The organism is Streptomyces sp. NPDC043861 (genome assembly GCF_056435905.1).
Genome location: NZ_JBWKDP010000018.1, coordinates 105500 through 122711 on the forward strand (window position 1 = coordinate 105500; position 17212 = coordinate 122711).

At 71.2% G+C, this 17212-nt stretch carries 16 protein-coding genes; 7 read left to right on the top strand and 9 right to left on the bottom strand.

All coding sequences use genetic code 11. The features are described 5' to 3' along the window. Positions 1-38: 38 nt before the first annotated feature. The gene (locus AC068D_RS31755; RefSeq protein WP_478826578.1) at positions 39-386 is read left to right on the top strand and encodes a GntR family transcriptional regulator; all 348 of its coding nucleotides are present in this window, start codon (positions 39-41) and stop codon (positions 384-386) included. Then, entirely contained in the window at positions 383-1357 is a 975-nt protein-coding gene (locus AC068D_RS31760) for a DUF1648 domain-containing protein (RefSeq protein WP_478826579.1), read from the top strand. The genes AC068D_RS31755 and AC068D_RS31760 overlap by 4 nt, the downstream gene beginning before the upstream one ends. Before the next feature lie 186 nt (positions 1358-1543). Here the strand turns inward: AC068D_RS31760 and AC068D_RS31765 are convergent, their stop codons facing one another. Continuing rightward, positions 1544-2731, bottom strand: a complete 1188-nt coding sequence (locus AC068D_RS31765) for an acyl-CoA dehydrogenase family protein (RefSeq protein WP_478826580.1) — start codon at positions 2729-2731, stop codon at positions 1544-1546. A 305-nt stretch (positions 2732-3036) separates the two neighbouring features. On the opposite strand from AC068D_RS31765, the gene AC068D_RS31770 reads away from it, so the two are divergent. Further along, on the top strand, positions 3037-3255 hold the full coding sequence (locus tag AC068D_RS31770; RefSeq protein WP_478826581.1) for a hypothetical protein: 219 nt from the start codon (positions 3037-3039) through the stop codon (positions 3253-3255). A 404-nt stretch (positions 3256-3659) separates the two neighbouring features. After that, a complete protein-coding gene (locus tag AC068D_RS31775) occupies positions 3660-4382 on the top strand; it encodes a 2OG-Fe(II) oxygenase (RefSeq protein WP_478826582.1) in 723 nt (240 codons plus the stop codon). Between the two features lie 289 nt (positions 4383-4671). Here AC068D_RS31775 and AC068D_RS31780 read toward each other — a convergent pair whose 3' ends face one another. The 8 genes from AC068D_RS31780 to AC068D_RS31815 form a co-directional block, all read right to left on the bottom strand. Next, a complete protein-coding gene (locus AC068D_RS31780) occupies positions 4672-6063 on the bottom strand; it encodes an FAD-binding oxidoreductase (protein WP_478826583.1) in 1392 nt (463 codons plus the stop codon). A 124-nt stretch (positions 6064-6187) separates the two neighbouring features. After that, positions 6188-7882: a LuxR C-terminal-related transcriptional regulator gene (locus AC068D_RS31785; RefSeq protein WP_478826584.1), complete on the bottom strand. Its 1695-nt coding sequence runs from the start codon at positions 7880-7882 to the stop codon at positions 6188-6190. A gap of 62 nt (positions 7883-7944) precedes the next feature. Then, a complete protein-coding gene (locus AC068D_RS31790; protein WP_478826585.1) occupies positions 7945-8382 on the bottom strand; it encodes a DUF7144 family membrane protein in 438 nt (145 codons plus the stop codon). Positions 8383-8710: 328 nt separating this feature from the next. Beyond that, on the bottom strand, positions 8711-9340 hold the full coding sequence (locus AC068D_RS31795; RefSeq protein ID WP_478826586.1) for an HdeD family acid-resistance protein: 630 nt from the start codon (positions 9338-9340) through the stop codon (positions 8711-8713). A gap of 409 nt (positions 9341-9749) precedes the next feature. Next, positions 9750-10214, bottom strand: coding sequence for a universal stress protein (locus AC068D_RS31800; RefSeq protein WP_478826587.1), 465 nt, complete (start codon positions 10212-10214; stop codon positions 9750-9752). Between the two features lie 141 nt (positions 10215-10355). Beyond that, positions 10356-12191: a GMC family oxidoreductase gene (locus AC068D_RS31805; protein ID WP_478826588.1), complete on the bottom strand. Its 1836-nt coding sequence runs from the start codon at positions 12189-12191 to the stop codon at positions 10356-10358. Continuing rightward, complete coding sequence (locus AC068D_RS31810) at positions 12188-13612, bottom strand: hypothetical protein (protein ID WP_478826589.1); 1425 nt, start codon at positions 13610-13612, stop codon at positions 12188-12190. The genes AC068D_RS31805 and AC068D_RS31810 overlap by 4 nt, the downstream gene beginning before the upstream one ends. 32 nt (positions 13613-13644) lie before the next feature. Further along, positions 13645-14331 carry a FadR/GntR family transcriptional regulator gene (locus tag AC068D_RS31815; RefSeq protein WP_478826590.1) on the bottom strand — a complete coding sequence of 229 codons (687 nt, stop codon included), beginning with the start codon at positions 14329-14331 and terminating at the stop codon, positions 13645-13647. A 301-nt stretch (positions 14332-14632) separates the two neighbouring features. On the opposite strand from AC068D_RS31815, the gene AC068D_RS31820 reads away from it, so the two are divergent. From AC068D_RS31820 to AC068D_RS31830, 3 genes are all read left to right on the top strand, one after another. Further along, complete coding sequence (locus AC068D_RS31820; protein ID WP_478826591.1) at positions 14633-15124, top strand: DUF1269 domain-containing protein; 492 nt, start codon at positions 14633-14635, stop codon at positions 15122-15124. Between the two features lie 84 nt (positions 15125-15208). Then, the gene (locus AC068D_RS31825; RefSeq protein WP_478826592.1) at positions 15209-16306 is read left to right on the top strand and encodes a baeRF3 domain-containing protein; all 1098 of its coding nucleotides are present in this window, start codon (positions 15209-15211) and stop codon (positions 16304-16306) included. A 56-nt stretch (positions 16307-16362) separates the two neighbouring features. Continuing rightward, the gene (locus AC068D_RS31830) at positions 16363-16998 is read left to right on the top strand and encodes a hypothetical protein (protein ID WP_478826593.1); all 636 of its coding nucleotides are present in this window, start codon (positions 16363-16365) and stop codon (positions 16996-16998) included. The last annotated feature ends 214 nt before the right edge of the window (positions 16999-17212 follow it).

Below are 17212 nucleotides of genomic sequence, written 5' to 3' on the forward strand. Positions count from 1 at the left end.
CGACCGCCTCAACCAATGGTGCTATCGTCATTAGCACCATGCTGCTGAGACTGAACACCGCGGACACGCGTCCCCTGCACGAGCAGGTGGCGGGTGCGCTCCGACGCGCCATCGCCGAGGGGGAATGCGGGCCGGGCGACCGACTGCCCTCGGCGCGCGACCTTTCCCAGGCGCTGGGAGTCAACGCCAACACCGTGCTGCGCGGCCTTCGGACCCTGCGGGACGAGGGGCTCCTGGAGTTCCGGCGAGGGCGGGGGGTGACCGTGACCGACGGGGCGGACCGCCGCTCCGCACTCCTGGACCGCGTCCGTCACCTGGTCGGCGACGCAGCCCACCTGGGATACAGCAGGACGGATCTCATAGAGATGATCAGGGGGATTCGGTGAACGACCGCACGAGGCGGACGAATGGATCAATGTGGGCCACCGTCGCCGGGACCGCCGGGACCCTGGCTCTGCTTGTCGCACTGCCGTTGACCGCGAGCGAGCGGTTGCCCGAGCGGCTGGCGACCCACTGGGACGGCGGATCCGGTGAGCCCGACGGTTCCATGCCCCTGTGGGCCGCAGCGCTCTTTCCAGCGCTGATCTGGGCAGCACTGGCGTTGAGTGCCGCGTTGGTCGCCCGGCGAGCGACGGGTGGATCCACGGGCGCGGCCCGGGGATGGGCCGGTGTCGCACTCCTGTCCGGCGGTGTCTTCCTGACCGGGGCGCAGGCATCCGTCGTACGAGCCAACCTGGACCGTACGGACTGGCGGGACGCCGCCCCGGTGACGCTCTGGATCGTGGGCACCGGCCTGGCTTCCGCAGCGGCAGGTCTGGCCGGCTGGCTGGCATGCCGTCGGACCGGCACCACGGCAGAGACGTCCGCGCCGGCCGGCCCGACCATGAACATCCCCGAGGGTGAACGGCTCGTATGGCTCTCCCGCACGTCGAATCCGTGGCTCCGTGCGACCTCGGCTCTGACGGGATTCACAACGGTCACCGTCGTTCTGGCAACGGTGGGAGGGCTGATGGACCCCCAGTGGGCGCTGGTCGCGCCTTTCGCCCTGGCCTCCCTCGCACTCCTGGGGTGTGCGTCCGTGCAGGCGCGGGTCAGCGACAAGGGGCTGGAGGTGGCCTTCGGCCCGCTGGGCTTCCCGGCACGTCGTTGGGCGGCCGAGGACATCGAGTCGGCCCGCGCCGAGAACCGCACACCCGCCCAGGTCGGCGGCTGGGGCTACCGGCTGAGCGGGCTCGGGACGACCGTGATGCTGCGCAGCGGCGAATGTCTCGTCATACGCAGCAAGAGCAAGGACTTCGCCGTGAGTGTGGACGACGCCGAACGCGGCGCAGCGCTCCTCAACTCCCTGAGCCGGTGAGGATCTCCGATCCGAGTGCGGCGGCCGCCGCACCGTACGGCGAGCCCTCGGGAGCAGGCACCGCATTTCGCGGGATCCTCCCGCTGAGGAATCAGCACAACACAACGGGCCGGCCCGGCTGTTCTCCACAGCCGGGCCGGCCCGTTGCCGGGGTTAGCGCCAAGCAAGGACCCTCGGCGCAGCGCGCTACCTCCGCACCCGGGGCATCCCGAGCCCGATCCAGGAGATGATCTCGCGCTGGATCTCGTTGTTGCCGCCGCCGAAGGTGAAGATCACCGCGGAGCGGTATCCGCGCTCGAGCTCGCCGTGGAGCACTGCGCCCGCCGAGCCCTCCTTGAGCGGGCCTGCGGCACCGACGACCTCCATCAGCCACGCATAGGCGTCGCGGCGCGCCTCGGAGCCGTAGACCTTGACGGCGGATGCGTCGTGCGGGGTGAGGCTGCCGTCCTGGACGGCGCCCACCATCTGCCAGTTGAGCAGCTTCATCGCGTCGAGCCTGGTGTGGGTGCGGGCGAGCCGGGCACGGACCCAGCCGAGGTCGATGACACGGCGCCCGTCGACGAGCTTGGTCTCACGGGCCCAGCGCTGGACGTCGCGAAGGGCGCGGATGGCCATGGTGCCGTGCGCGGCGAGGGTGACGCGCTCGTGGTTGAGCTGGTTGGTGATCAGCCGCCACCCCTTGTTCTCCTCACCGACGCGCCGGGAGACCGGAACGCGGATGTTCTCGTAGTAGCTGGCGGTGGTGTCGTGCGAGGCGAGGGTGTTGATGACGGTGCAGGAGTAGCCCGGGTCGGTGGTCGGGACGAGGAGCATCGTGATGCCCCTGTGCGGCGGGACCCCCTCTTCGAGTGGGGTGGTGCGCACGGCGAGCCACACCCAGTCGGCGGTGTCGCCGTTGGTGGTCCAGATCTTCTGGCCGTTGACGACGTAGGTGTCGCCCTCCCGGACGGCCCGGGTCCTGAGCGCCGCCAGATCGGTGCCGGCTTCGGGCTCGCTGTAGCCGATCGCGAAGTCGATCTCGCCGGAGAGGATCCTCGGCAGGAAGTATGCCTTCTGTTCGTCCGTGCCGTACTGCATGATCGTCGGTCCGACGGTGTTGAGCGCCATCAGCGGCAGCGGCACGCCTGCCTGGGCGGCCTCGTCGAAGAAGATGAACTGCTCCATCGGGGTCAGCCCGCGGCCGCCGTACTCCTTCGGCCAGCCGACTCCGAGCCATCCGCCGGCGCCGAGCCGACGGATCGTCTCCCGGTAGAAGCGCTTCTGGGCGGCCGGGTCGCCGTAGCGGGCGTAGGCGTGGTCCGGTACGAGCCCGTCGAAGTACGCACGCAGTTCGGCGCGCAACTGCTGCTGCTCGGGCGTGTATTCGAGGTGCACGGCCCCTCCAGGCGTCTCGCGGACATACGGCGTCGCGGTCCCGCGTTTGCTTGCGCCGTCCTGCGGCGCGCACACAGTAGAACGTGTTGCAGTAATCCGGAAGTGCCGTGCAGTGCCGGTCAGGGCGTGGCCGCACGTTGCGCCCTGCCGACTCCGGCAAGGGCGAGCCGCCACGGACGGGCGGCCGGCCCGTGTGCGGACCCGCGAATCAGCCGCTTCCCGCTTTGACATCACCCCGAGAGGAGAGGAAGGTGTAAATGTTCTATAAGTTCGCATTTGAGCTATATGTGCGGAGGTGCATGAAAATGCGCCGTAGGATCGCCGCCGCAGTCTCGGCAGGGGCCCTGGGCCTCGCCCTCGGCCTGACACCTGCCACCGGGGCGTTCGCCTCGAGCGACACCAGGGACAACTACCGCTGCTCCGACTGGAGAGACTGGAGGGACGGTCGAGACCACTGCGACCACCACGACGACTTCGGCGACAGGTTCCACGACGTACTGGTCATCGTTGTCGCCTTGTCGTAATACCGGCCGTTGAGACCGGTGTCGGATGCCGTCGCCCGGCCGTGATGCCGACTGTGGAGACCACCACCACGCAGCAACGGGCTCGGATGTCTTCCGGGCCCGTTTTCCTGCGCTGCGCCGCGCGCGGCACTCCTCGGGGACCCCGCGTCGGGCGTGGGCGGGCGACCGTCGGGGCCCCGCCGATCGGTCGTCACTCGCGCAGGAATCTCACATCGGTCGTCACGTCCACGCCGTGAGCCCGGCATTCGGGTCCCGCCTTCGGGCGGCCCGGTTTTCACAGCCGGCCTTCATGTCCCCACCTCCATGTCCGGATTCCGCCGGTCGACGCGGCCCGTCCACCGCACGCTGGGACGTGAACCGACGACGAAGCAGACGACGGAAGCAGCACAGAGGACGGGCGGACGATGACGGCATCCAGCACCACGATCCGACAGCGTGTGGACGGAGCCGACTGGGCGGCAGTCGCCACGGAGCTCGACGAACTCGGCTGCGCCCTGACACCTGCGCTCCTCACCCCCGCCGAGTGCCGTCGCATCGCCGGGCTGTACGACGAGCCGGAGCGGTTCCGCACCACCGTCGACATGGCGCGGCACCGCTTCGGCTCCGGTGAGTACCGTTACTTCACTCATGAACTGCCAGAAATGGTACGAGAGTTGAGAGAAGCGCTGTATCCCCGACTGCTGCCCGTGGCCCGCGACTGGGCGCAGCGGCTCGGCCGTCCGGCGCCATGGCCGGACAGCCTGGCGAGCTGGCTGTCGCAATGCCATGACGCCGGGCAGGACCGCTCGGCCCAGATCCTGCTGCGATACGGGAGGGGCGACTGGAACGCGCTGCACCGCGATGTGTTCGGCGACTTGCTCTTCCCGCTGCAGGTGGTCATCGGCCTGGACGGCTACGGAACCGACTACACCGGTGGTGAGTTCCTGCTGGTCGAGCAGCGTCCCCGGGCACAGTCGCGGGGGTCGTCCACGCCGCTGCGCCAGGGTCACGGGCTTGTGTTCACCACCCGGGACCGGCCGGTGCGATCCGCCCGCGGCTGGTCGGCGGGCGCGATGCGGCACGGTGTGAGCGTCGTGCGCTCGGGGCGACGGCATGCGCTCGGGCTGGTCTTCCATGACGCGGCCTGAGCACGGTCGGACGGAGACTGCGGGGGCGGGCCTACGGCGACGATCGGGTCGCACCGGCACCGCGGCGCCTGGCAGTGGCTGCGGACGGCAGTGGCGGAGTTGTCCATGGCTCCGCCTGCGCAGGCCGCAGCCCGGACCGGGTTCGCGGATCGGCCCCATCTCGCCCGGGCGGCCGGCCGGTTGACGGGCCCCACCACCCACGACGCTGCGTCGCTGTCACGCTCACAGGTCCCGCAGGGCCCCGCTCCGGTCGCCGCGGTCCGACCCCGCCCACCTGCCGGGGTCGGCCTCACGGGGCGATGTTGTGGTTCAGTCGGAACAGATTGCCGGGGTCGTAGCGCCGCTTGATGTCGGTCAGCCGGTCGTAGTTCTGCCGGTAGTTCGACCGGACACGGCCCTCGGCCTGGTCGTCGTGGTCCATGAAATTGACGTAACCGCCCTCCAGGGAATGCGGTCGCAGTGCGGCGGCGAAGGCCCGGGCCCAGTCGACGGACGCCTCGCATTCGGCCCGGGTGGGCAGGGTGGGGCTCAGCGCGGTCGAGAAGTCGGCGTCGCGGTAGGCGAACGCGGTGGCATCGGGGGGAACCCGGTGGCAGGCGCCGTCCAGGGGGAAGACGACCGTCGAGCTCTGGATGCTGGGGGTCGTGACGCCGTACTCGAGGTACGCGTCGATCGCCCCGTCCGGCAGGCCCTTGCTGAACGTGCCCTTCCAGTAGTGGAAGAGGCCCGCCGGGAGGAGGTCGTCGAACAGGGTGTTGATCACCGGGTACGGGATGCGCTCGACGTGCCGCCCGATGACTGGGCCCAGGGCGGTGAGCCTGGCACGGATCTCGTCGTCCCGGGACTCGGGGCCGGTCCAGCAGACGACCACTCCGCACAGCGGTCGGCCGTGCCAGCGCTCGGGGAGGAACGGCAGGGGTGGGCCGAGGGCGACGACGAGCAGGGCACCGAGCATCTCGTCGGCTTCGGCGACGAGTTCGCGGTAGCGGTGCAGTACGTCGCCGTCGAGGGGATAGAAGACCGGGCCGCCGAGGACATCGGCCACCGGGTGCAGCCGGTACTCGAAGGAGGTGACGACTCCGAAGTTCCCACCTCCGCCGCGGATCGCCCAGAACAGATCGGTGTTGCGCTCCTGCGTGCAGGTCAGGAACGAACCGTCCGCCGTGATGACGTCCGCCGAGATCAGGTTGTCGCAGACCAGGCCGCAGCGCCGGGCGAGGTGGCCCATGCCACCGCCGGTGGTGAGGCCGCCGATGCCGGTGGTCGAGACGACCCCGCCCGTGGTGGCGAGGCCGAAGGCGTGGGTCGCATGGTTGACGTCCGCCCAGGTGCAGCCCCCTTCTGCCCGGACCGTGCGGGTCCCCGGGTCCACCCGGATGCCGCGCATCCGGCCAAGGTCGATGACGAGGCCCCCGTCGCAGGTGCCGTGACCGGTGACGCTGTGGCCGCCGCCGCGCACGGCGAGCAGCAGGTCCCGCTCCCGGGCAAGGTCGACGGCGGCGACGACATCGCCCACGTCCACGGCCCTGACGACGGCCGCGGGCCTTTTGTCGTGCATTGCGTTGTAGACCCTGCGGGCCTCGTCGTAGTCGTCATCGCCGGGCTCGACGACCTCGCCGTGGACGGCGTCGCTCAGCCGTTCCTTGAGCGTGCTGTCGAGGGCGGGTGCACAGGAGTTCATGACGGCGACCGCCTTCCGGGTGGCCTCGGAACGTGCCTGGGCATCCTTTGTAGGCCTCGTACCGGACCCGGCGCATCGCCGGAACGGCCCATCCCGGCGCTCCGGGCATGGGCGGAACAGCCCATCAGGGGGGCCGGGCCAGACCATGGGTGTACACGTACGCGGTTGCGCCGGCCCGCGAGGACACATCGAGCTTGGCGAAGATGTTGTTGAGATGGCGGGCCACGGTGTGTTCGCTGATCGTCAGTTCTGCCGCGATGGACCGGTTGGTCCTGCCCGCCGCGACGAGGCGGAGCACCTCCGCCTCGCGCTCGGTGAGCTCGCCGGGGAGCCTGAGCAGGGCCGCGGCGCGACGGGCGTCGGGCACGGCCCCCAGCGCCTCGAACGCGGCGCGTGCCGCGCCGAGTTCCAGGCGCGCACTCTCGTCGTCACCGGCGGCACGGGCCGCGGCAGCGAGCACCATCCGGACCTGCGCGGCCTCGAACGGAACCCCCAGCTCCAGCCAGAGCGCCAGTGACCGGCGCAGGAGGCGTACGGCACGCTCCGGGTCGCCTTCGCCGAATGCCACCGCACCTCCCGCCGCAGTGGCCATCGCGTGCAGCACGGTGGTCGCGGATTCACGCAGTTGCTCCCACTCGCATGCGATGCGCTCCAGCTCGTCGGCCGCCTCGCGGGCCTCGTCGATCCTGCCGAGGGCGAGCGAGATCTCGACCTGGGCCGCGAGCAGTCGGCAGCGGCCGAGCCGCCCCGGCCCGCTCCCCTCGCCGCCGCCCGCGAGGGCGAGCCTCAGCGCGGCGGCGGAGGACGCGGCGTGGCCCTGAGCGAGCCGCAGCAACGCGAGACCGGGCTGCGGGTCGCGGCCGAGTTCATGGGCACGGCCGTACGAGGCCTCGGCGGCAGCCGTCTCACCGCGCCTGCGCTGGATCTCACCGGTCAGATAGACCGCCTCGGCGGCCGTCGTCGCCTCGTAAGGCAGCAGTTCCTCACAGGTCAGGGAGGCCTCAGCGGTGGCCTGCGGCCAGGAGCCGCGCAGCTCGAGCACCTGGACACGGTGGACCCGGCACAGTCCGCGGAAGTTGTTCTCCTCCGGCATTGCGGCACACCAGTCCATGGCCGCGTCGGTCCATTCCCCGGCCCGCCCGAGGTCGGCGGAGGCCATGCAGTGCTGGAGACCCAGGCAGTAGATCCAGCCGGTGAAGAACGAGCTGAGCTCACCCGCCATGGCCGCGCACATGGCGTCGTCCAGCAGCGCGAGTCCGTCGGCGACCCGGCCCCGGGCCAGCAGGACGGCCGCCTGCGCCTGTGTGCTCATGGCGAGCAGATCGGGGCTGCCGCACCGTCGCGCGATGCCGGCCATGCGGACCGCGCAGGCCATGGCCTCGTCGAAGGCGCCGCGCCGCTGAGCCTCCTCCGCGTCGACCCAGACGAGGTAGCACTGCTCCACGCATTCGGGCACATCGCACAGCTCCTGCCTGGCCCGGCGCAGCCAGCCCGCCGCAGCTGCCTCCCGGCCCGCGAGCCGGCATTCGTAGAAGAGCATCCACGCGCTGTAGCCGGACCCCCGGGCATCGCCGACGGCGGTGTACCCGGCGTAGGCCTTCAAACGTGCCGCGACCGACTCCTCGACCCGGCTGGTCCACCAGGCGGCGTCGGCGAGGGCCGCGAGATCGTCCGGGGCGAGCGCACCGGGGTCCAGTCCGTGGAGTGCCTCGTACGCCTCGGCCCATGCCTCCCGGGCGACCGCAGCCCTCGCACGCTGGAGCATCGGACCGTTCTCGTGGCCGGCCGCCTCCCTGGGGACGATCTCCCGTTCGGCCACACGCGGCTCCTTCCCGCTTCCTCACCAGGATAGGAGCGGCGGGGGTGGCAGGAGCCCGTTCGTCAGGGCCGGGGTGGTGCCTCGCCCGTGAAGGGTGCGCGCCCGACGGCGCACAGACCCCAGATGACGAAGACGCAGAAGGCGATGGCCACGATCGACCACACGGGGAGGTACGGCATGGACAGGAAATTGGTGATGATCAGCAGCGATGCCACGACGATGCCGAGGACACGGGCCCACGGCGCGGCCTTGAAGAGACCCAGGCTCGCCCCGACGGCGAGCAGGCCGAGGATCAGATGGATCCAGCCCCAGCCGGTCAGGTCGAACCGGAAGACATAGTCGGGGGTGGCGATGAAGACCGCGTCCTTCGCGATCGCCATGATGCCCCGGCAGATGTCGAAGATGCCCGCGATCAGGAGCATCACGGCGGTGAAGAGCACCAGGCCTTCGGCCACCTCTCCGGACATGCCGGAGCGGGAATGAGGTGTGGACGTCGTCATGTCGGTGCCTCGTTTCGTCACAGGGCTACGGCGGGGCAGCCACGGCAGGCCGGCGCAGGCCCGGCCGCTCCGCCGAAGGGCCGTCTCATGCCTGGTCACAGGCGTGCGGCCCGGGACTCCTCGAGCAGACTCCCTCCCTTGGCCCGTGTGCCTCGCCCGTGGCGGGTGATCCGGTTCCGAAGGTCCGGTCAGGGGCAACGGACGGGTGCCGGGCGTTGCCGCGCATGGTGCGCGAGGGCGCCCCGCCTTTGCGGGCACCTTGTCCTGCGCACGGGGTCGCGCCCGCCTTTGGGGTGCGCGTGTTTCGGGCCCGCGGTTCCCGCATCATTCAGGGCGGGGCCGCTCCGGACCTGGCCTGACCGGCTCTGTCACGGGTCGCGGCGCGGAGGGCGAACGCTCCGGCCAGTTCGACCACACCGAGCAGCACGAGCCACAGCCCGAGCAGCCGGGCGAGCGCGACCGCGGAATCCACCGGAAGGGCGAGGACTACGATCCCTGCGACGACACCGAGCGCGCCCATGGCGAAGGCAAGACCCCGGTGCGGTAGTTCACGGTCGGCCAGGGCCACGAACGCGGTCAGCAGACCCGACAACAGCCAGAAGGCCCCGACGATCAGCGACAGAGCGGCGATGGTCTGCAGTGGATGCCGCAGGCAGAGCACGCCCGCCAGCACGGCCACCACCGCGATGAGCACCCGTGACAGACGGCTGCCCTCCTGCGCACGGCTGCTGGAGAACGCGGTCACGAAGCGGAACAGTCCGGTGATGAGCAGTTGCAGACCGATGAGGATCGCCAGGATGTGAAGCGTCTCGTCCGGCCAGACCAGCACGATGATGCCCGGAATCAGTGTCGCCAGAGCCAGGCCCAGCGCCCAGCCCCATGAACCTCCCACGACACCGAGGACATCGAGCGGGTCCTTCGGGCCGCGCCCGGACCGGTATTCGGAGGATGTGGTCATGATGCCTCCCTCCTCCCTCCACCAGTATCCGGCGGGGGTACGGCCGGAGGGTCACCCGGCCGGAGTGATTCTCGGTCGCCGGTCGGGCTCGGCGGGGGCGGGGAATCCGACCGGGAGCCGCAACGGTGGTGCCGCAGCTGCGGCACTCGGCGCACGCTCGCACCGGGACGGACCAGGACCGGCTGCGCACCCGGACCCCGTGGCACGGCAGGGCTCGCACCGGGACGGACCGGGACCGGCTGCGCGCCGGAACGCCGTGGCACGGCAGGGCTCGCACCGGGACGGACCGGGACCGGCTGCGCGCCGGAACGCCGTGGCACGGCAGATTTCGCCACGGCATCATCGGCGGGTGGTGTACGGCGGGGACGCCGAGCGGCGGTGCGGCCACCGGCGGCCGCTTTCCGTCACCTCAGGTCGCCGCGGCGCCCTTCACTTCGACCTGGGGACGGACGATGACCACCGGGCAGTCGGCGTGCAGGGCCACCTGCTGGCTCACCGAGCCGAGCAGCATACGGGCGAACCCGCCGCGGCCCCGGCTGCCCACCACCAGTACCTCCGCACCCTCCGACGCCTTCAGGAGCACCTCGACCGGATTGCCACGCATCAGATGCGCGTGGACCTGGGTCTCACCGCATTCGCCCAGCACCGTGCGGATCTCTTCGGCGAGGGCGCTCCGGGCGTTCTCCACGTCGAGCTCGGCATCCACCGCAGGGGCGGACCACCCGTGCGCACCGGGCAACTCGTACCCACTCACCGCGTCCACACTGGCTCCGATCAGACCGGCATGCCGGACCGCCCAGCGCAGCGCCGCATGTGACGAAGGTGAGCCGTCGACGCCCACCACGACGCGCGGGGCCGGATCGCTCGTGCTCATGCCGTTCCACCTTTCTCACGGATCCCGTGATCCACGCTGCGCCACTCCGGGGTGGTCCGCCACGCGGGGGCCGCCACGAGGAGCACAACGGGCGTCGGCACGGCCGCCCGGGGGCGGCCGTGCCGACGACGGATGCGGCACTCAACGCTCCAGATGGGCCTCGCTGACGGCGAGCGCAGCCGCCATGATGCTCAGCTGCGGATTCACCTCGGGGCAGCCCGGCAGCACCGAGGCGTCCGCGATCAGGAGCCCGTGGACACCCCGGAGCCTGCCCGTCGCGTCGGCCGGGGAACGCAGGGGGTCGGCGCCCGCAGCCACCGTGCCGGTGGGGTGATAGGCGGAGAGGTGGAGCCGACGGGAGCCCACACGGGCGAGGATGTCGTCCAATTCCGCGAGTGTGCGGGCGCGCGGGTCGGTGGGAATGCCGGTGAGGACCTCCTCGGCACCAGCGGCGAACAGCAGCCGGCCCATGGCGTGCACGGCCTTCATCAGGCGTCCCGCATCACGACGGTCGAGGTCGTAGCGGAGCAGGGTACGGTCGCGGCCGAGCACACGGCCGGACGGACGGTCGGCGATCATGGCGCCGAGAGTGGCAAGCCGGTCGGCCCCCTCGAGTTCGCGCCGCAGCTCGCTGCCGAGGCCGGGCAGCACGAAGGAGCCCATGCCGGGCGGAGTCGCGGTGGCTTCGATGAGCACCCCGTCGTCGTGGAGCTCCTCCACACCCACGCTCTGCAGCACCCCCTCCCAGGCGGTGACCGGTTCGGCGAAGCGCCCGGCGACGCTCGTCGCCGGGTGCACGCTGAGATTGCGGCCGAGCCGGGGGTGTCCGCCGAGCCCCGAGCGGCGCAGCAGAGGTGGCGACTGCAGGGCGCCGGCCGCGACGACGACGAGGGGGGCGAGGATCTCGAACCCGCCGCCACCCTCGCGGCGCACCTGTACCCCTGCCGCCCGCGGCCCGCCGGGACGGTCCCCGTCCACGAGGATCCGCCGCACTTCCGCGCCGGTGACGATCCGGGCACCCGCGGCGCAGGCATCGGGCAGAACGGAGAGCTGGACACTCTGTTTGGCGCCGGTCGGGCAGCCCACCACGCACTGGCACGAGCCTTTGCAGCCGGGCGCGTTGCGCCGCAGGGGTGCGGCCTGCCAGCCCAGACGCCGGGCTCCGTCGAGGGCGATGCGGCCGTTGTTGCCGAGGACGTCGAGGGGCTGGGTGGCCACGCGCAGGGTGCGTTCGGCCTCGTCGAGGTACGGGGCGAAGTCCTCGGCCAGGGCGAATCCGAAGTCCTTCGTCCAGCGCGCCAGCACATGGTCCGGGGTGCGGTAGCAGGTGCCGGAGTTGACGACGGTGGTACCGCCCACCGCCCTGCCCACGGGCAGCAGCAGGGGCGGGCTGCCGACGGCGACGGTGGCTCCCCCGTCCCGGTACAGCTCCGCGAACCGGTCGAGCGGGGTCCGCCGCCCGAACGACTCGGTGGAGTGATGGTGGCCTTCCTCCAGTACGACGACATCGAGCCCGGCCCGTGCCAGGGTCCGCGCGGCCATGGCACCGCCCGCGCCGGAGCCGATCACGACGGCGTCCGCGGTCGAGCGGGCGGGCCATGCGTCGGCGGGTGTGCAGTCCAGGGGAGGGTCGGTCCGGGTCAACAGCGGCTTCCGTACGCCCTGTTCGAGGAGCCTCTCGGTTCCGGCGGCGAGCAGGACGGGCACCTTGACCACGTCGAGCAGCGGGAGGAGCTGCTGCCGGGCGCCGAGACCGCCGAGCACGGCCTCCCGCTCGGGGACGGTGAGGGCGGCGAGCCGCCGGCCGGCCCGGGCCAGGGCGTACACGTCGACGGTGTGCGCGGCGGCCCGCACTCCGGCCCGGGCGGGCAGGGGCATAGACGCGAGGACGGCGTCCAGTCTGTCGGGCACTCGTGCGGGCCACTGCCCCGTGCCGTCGTCGGCGATCAGGGCGGCCACGAATCCGCCGAGGCTCATCGGGTACCCACCTCCGCGTGTGCGGTGCCTGCCAGGCTCCACTGGGCCTCGGTGCGCCAGCCGCCCCACCACCAGCGCTCCAGCAGCACATGCGCGTCGGCGCTCTCGCTGTTGCGGCAGACCGCCTGCGCGCCGTCCGGATCGGTGTAGTCGAGCGCGACCGTGCGGTCCTCGGGCTGGGTGACCTCGACGCGGATGCGGCGCAGACCGGCGCGCCCGGTCACCGTCCAGGTGGGCAGACCGATGGCCGCGCGGAAACGCCCGAACCCGGCCCATCCGACGGCTGTCCGCTCCGCCCGCCTCGGCCAGGTGCGGGCACCCCGGCGCAGTCGCAGGAACACCAGGGGAGGAAGTCGGCGGAGACCGGGACGCATGGAGACGGCCGCGACGACCTCGAGTACGTCCCCTCCGCCCAGGTCCGCGTGCAGCCAGGCCCAGCGGCGGGCGTTGCCGTGTCCGTAGATCCGGGCGGAGGCACCGGGCGCGGCGTCGAGGGGCAGGGTGGTGTTCCCGTACGAGAAGGTCCCGTTGTACGAGGCCCGCGCGGCCGGGAGCATCTGGGCCGCCGGGAGCAGCGGGTGGCGCCAGGACCAGCGCGGAAAGGTGAACAGCGGTGTGTCCGCAGCCCGTTCCGTGAGGTCCCAGCTCAGGGTGTCGGCAGATCCGGTGAGCCGGCCGGGTGCGGCTGACACCCCGTCCGCGGCGAAGCCCGCCTTTCCTCCGGTCCACTCGGCAGGGCCGAAGCGGGCGTGCCGCACGGGCTCGCCCTTGGGGAAGACGGCGGCCCAGCCGTGCGCGTACGGCTCGGATCCGTCGGCCGGCGCGATGAGTTCGTGGTGGAGCCACACTCCGGTGCCGGTCGCCGGGTCGGTCAGGGTGGTGTACCAGACCTCGGTACGGCCGGGCTCGCCGTTCCAACGGGGCGCCATGAGCGCGTCCGGGTTCTCCCGCACGGGGAACCGGAAGCTCGTGAGGAACGGCACGAGCTGCGTGGCCAAGGGGAAGCGAAGGGTGCCGGTGCCGACCCTGGTGCCGTTCTCGTACAGCGTGTACGGCAGCACGGTCATCGACGCGACCGGCCTGCGCGGGGTGATGGACTTCCATCCGTCGAGCGTGAGCCTGCGGCCTTCGACGGTGAACGAAAGGCGGTAGCGGATTCGGCGCCTGGCCAGCGGCGAGATTTCCAACTCGCCCTCGGCACGGGGGTCGTCCGTCCAGCCGGCGATGCGGATGCGGCCCGTGGCCCGCGCCTCGGTCGTGCCGAGGGGCCGCATGACCCGGTCCGCCGACACCCGCAGGTCGAGGCGCACACGGCGGGTGCGGTCCTCACCGTCGAGCCGGACCGTCCCGAGCATCGTCTCGCTGAAGGACGTGCCACGTACGCCCGCGCCGTCCGCACCGGTGTCCGCAGCCGCACTCATGCCCCTACCTGTGCCTGTGCCTGTGCCTGTGCTCACGCGAGACCCTCCAGCATGATCCGTTCGGTCGCCGTCAGATATGCCTCGGCCGCTCGCCGCGCCGCGCCCTCGTCACCGGCTCCCACCGCCTCGACCACCGGCTCCAGCCGCCCGAAAGCCACCTCGGCATCCATGAAGGGACCCACGAGCGCGGACCGCACCGGCAGATAGGCGTTGAAGAGGGTGTTGGTGAGCAGGACGTAGACGCGGTTGCCGGTGGCGCGGGCGAGGGCGCGGTGCACCTCGATGTCGGCGAGCTGCACGGCGTCCGCGCTCTCGGCCGTCCGTACCGCGTGGAGCAGGCTGCGCAGTTCGGCCCGGCGCTCCGCAGTGCCGCGGGCCGCGGCACGCTCGGCGATCAACGCGCCGACGCTGCGCCGGACTTCGAAGATCTCACCGATCCAGTCGGGACTGTGCCGTACGAGCATGGGGAGCAGGTCCGCCCCGCCGAGCCGTGCGTAGTCACGGACCCGTGTGCCCACTCCGTGCCTGGTCTCGAGCAGTCCGGCCTGGGCAAGACGGCCGAAGGCGTGTTTCAGAGTGGTGCGCGTGACGCCGTAACCGTCGGCAAGCTGACGCTCCGGTGGCAGGTAACTGCCGGCGGGGTGACGCCCGGCGAGGATGTCCTCGCGCAGCCGGCTCTCCAGAACGTCGACGATGGTTTCGCGGGGCAATGCCTCCACGCCAATCCTCCCCAGTGGCTCAGTGGATGAGCCACTCAACCAAGAGGAGTTGGCGAAGTCAATGACTTGTTACCGCCAAGTCATATGTCTTCCGGGAACGCGAGCCACCCGCACATCCACCACCCGGCGGACCGCGGTGGACTCACCCGGATCGGCCGGACCGTACGCGGCGGACAAGGAAACCGAGGCTCCGGAGCGCCTCGGTCACCCCTTCAATAGGTGCCCCATACATCCGGGCGCGCCGACAATGAAACGGACATATGGTTCAAAGGTGCCGGTCCGGTTGTCCAAGGAGGCACTGATGTCCGAGCTCATTGTCATCGGCTATGACAGTCCCTCGGCCGCGGACGGTGCCTTCAAGGCAGTCCAGCAGCTGGCGAAGGACAAGGTGGTCGACCTTGCCGGTGTTGCCGTGGTCACGGTGGACGAAGCCGGCGAGACCCATGTGGATACGCCCCGCAGGGACGAGAAAGTGGCCCTGTCGGCTACCTCAGGCGCACTGTGGGCCATGGTCATCGGCCTCATCGTCGCCACCCCCGGCCTCGGTGTGGTGGGCGCCGCACTCGGGGGGCTCTTCGGAAAACTGCGCAAGATGGGGATCGACGACGCATTCCGCGAGAAGGTCCACTCCTTGCTGGAACCCGGCTCCACGGCTGTCGTGATCATGGCCTCGGAGATCACCGAGGACAGGTTCACCGCGGAAATGCAGCGCCACGGCGGCACCCTCCTGAAGACCTCGCTCGACGAGGAGCAGGAGAAGGCGCTCGCTGAGCAGCTCACCGGCTCGCAGTAGGAGGCCAGGGGCCGGGCTCCGGTCCGGACCCGGCCGCGCCACGCGCGTCCGCCCCATCCCCCCGCATGCTCAGAAAGGGTTCCGATGCACCCCTCTCTCAGCTCCGCCACCCTCGCCCGACTTCGCCGGCAACGCCCCTATCCGGCGGTTTCGGTTCTGATGCCCACGCATCGACGCGAGCCGGACAAGGCGCAGGATCACGTTCGTCTCCGCAATCTGGTGGCGGAGGCCAAGGAGCAGCTGGAGGCGGATCCCTCCGTCACCCGGGCGACCCGGATCGAGGTCGTCGAGCAGCTGGACAAGGCCCTGTCGGAGATCGATCCGGTGCACGCGGAGGACGGCCTCGCCGTCTTCGCCGCACCGGGGGAGCACGAGGTGTGGACGCTCGGGCGGACCGTGCCCGAGCGCGTCGTGCTCTCGGACACCTTCCTGACCCGCAATCTCGTGTCGGCGCAGGCCTCGGAGCGGCCCTTCTGGGTGCTGGCCGTATCCGCGGACCGGGTCACCCTGTGGAGCGGCACGGCCGATCGCGTCACGCAGGCCGACGACGGGGGCTTCCCTCTCATCCGCACCACCGAGAACTTCGATGCCGAACGCCGCGAACGCATCGGTGACGTCCCCAGCACCTTCACCGACGAGGCGACCCGGCAGTTCCTGAAGGGGGCGGACGCCGCCCTCGGAGCCGTGCTCAGGTCCGACCCCCGACCGCTGTACGTGGCCGGTGAGGCCGCCGCTCTCGCCCTCATCGACGATGCCGGCACGGTGGCCGAGGGGGTGGCCGTCCATGTCCGGCAGGGAGGACTGGCCAACGGCCCTGCCGAAGCCGTGTGGAACGCAGTGCGGCCGTTCATCGAGGCCCAGGCGGAGAGGGAGGTCGTGGGCGTACTCGAGGAGCTGGACAAGGCGCGCGGCAGGCGTGCCTTCGCCGCCGGAGTGGACGAGATCCACCAGAACGTGGAAACCGGACGGGTCGCCCTGCTGGCCGTGGAGGAGAACTACCGGGAGACCGTGCGCAACTCGGGCGGCCATCTGGTCCCGGCCGAACCCGGTGCCCTGGATGCCGTCGACGACATCGTCGACGACATCGTCGAACGCTCGCTGGACACAGGAGCGGAGGTCCGCTTCGTACCCGATGGCACGCTCGCCGGCATGGGCGGCATCGCGAGCGCGCTTCGCTACTGAACCGGGCGGTCCGGGGGGACTGACACTCCGCCGCACGCAGCGAAAGGACAGCCTTCGTGACCACCTGCGGAAAGCGTCACTCCCGTAAGCGGCGTCTGGCGACTGCCGTACTGGCAGTGGTCGCCGCCACGTCCGGCACGGCCGCCCTCGTCTCGTGCGGCACCGAGAGCGGCGACTCGAGCAGCAGCACGCCCCTCAGTCCGCGCCCGACACCACCCGACACGGCGTCGTTCACGGGCACTCCGCCGTCGGCACTGGCCTCCGCCGCCTCCTCGGCCGCCGCGGCCGCCGCGGCCGCCAGCGCCGCGGCATCCTCCGCGTCCGCTGCCGCATCCGCATTCGAGGCCTCCGTGTCGGCCGAGGCGGCGAGGGCGAACGCCGCTGCCGCCGCCGAGCTGAAGAAGGTGCAGGACGGTGGCAACGCACGGTCCGATGTCTCTCTCACGGGAAAACCCCGCTCCGAGACCGGCGGGCTCCAAGTCGTCGTCGTCACCATCACCAACCGCACCGACCAGCAGGCCTCGTACGCCGTGCAGGTCGACTTCACCGACTCCTCGGGCAAGGTGGTGGAGTCCCGCATCGTGGGAGCGGAGGATCTCGACCCCGGTGAGCAGGCCCAGCCCCTCGCCATCAGCCGGAAGCCCGCTGAGCTGAATCTGACACCCACGGTCGCGAAGGCACAGCGGTACTGAGCGCAAAGGCACGAGCGGTACCGAGGCGGCCTGCGCGCCATCCGCCGGCATGTCCGCGAGCCGTCTCCCCCGGGCATGCGGGGCGGCACACGCTCGTTCAGAGCCTCTCCCAGAACCCTCCCCCGGCTCCCTCGAAGCCTTCCTCGGACACTTCCGACCCCCTCATCACTCTTTCCCCACCATTCCCTCACGTTTTCTTCGGAGCGGATGGCTT

What these genes read in the sequence shown, in the direction of transcription:
- AC068D_RS31755 (WP_478826578.1), top strand. Translation starts at nt 39, where the DNA reads ATGCTGCTGAGACTGAACACCGCGGACACGCGTCCCCTGCACGAGCAG.
- AC068D_RS31790 (WP_478826585.1), bottom strand. Translation starts at nt 8,382, where the DNA reads ATGACGACGTCCACACCTCATTCCCGCTCCGGCATGTCCGGAGAGGTG.
- AC068D_RS31810 (WP_478826589.1), bottom strand. Translation starts at nt 13,612, where the DNA reads ATGAGTGCGGCTGCGGACACCGGTGCGGACGGCGCGGGCGTACGTGGC.
- AC068D_RS31795 (WP_478826586.1), bottom strand. Translation starts at nt 9,340, where the DNA reads ATGACCACATCCTCCGAATACCGGTCCGGGCGCGGCCCGAAGGACCCG.
- AC068D_RS31820 (WP_478826591.1), top strand. Translation starts at nt 14,633, where the DNA reads ATGTCCGAGCTCATTGTCATCGGCTATGACAGTCCCTCGGCCGCGGAC.
- AC068D_RS31805 (WP_478826588.1), bottom strand. Translation starts at nt 12,191, where the DNA reads ATGAGCCTCGGCGGATTCGTGGCCGCCCTGATCGCCGACGACGGCACG.
- AC068D_RS31825 (WP_478826592.1), top strand. Translation starts at nt 15,209, where the DNA reads ATGCACCCCTCTCTCAGCTCCGCCACCCTCGCCCGACTTCGCCGGCAA.
- AC068D_RS31770 (WP_478826581.1), top strand. Translation starts at nt 3,037, where the DNA reads ATGCGCCGTAGGATCGCCGCCGCAGTCTCGGCAGGGGCCCTGGGCCTC.
- AC068D_RS31780 (WP_478826583.1), bottom strand. Translation starts at nt 6,063, where the DNA reads ATGAACTCCTGTGCACCCGCCCTCGACAGCACGCTCAAGGAACGGCTG.
- AC068D_RS31775 (WP_478826582.1), top strand. Translation starts at nt 3,660, where the DNA reads ATGACGGCATCCAGCACCACGATCCGACAGCGTGTGGACGGAGCCGAC.
- AC068D_RS31800 (WP_478826587.1), bottom strand. Translation starts at nt 10,214, where the DNA reads ATGAGCACGAGCGATCCGGCCCCGCGCGTCGTGGTGGGCGTCGACGGC.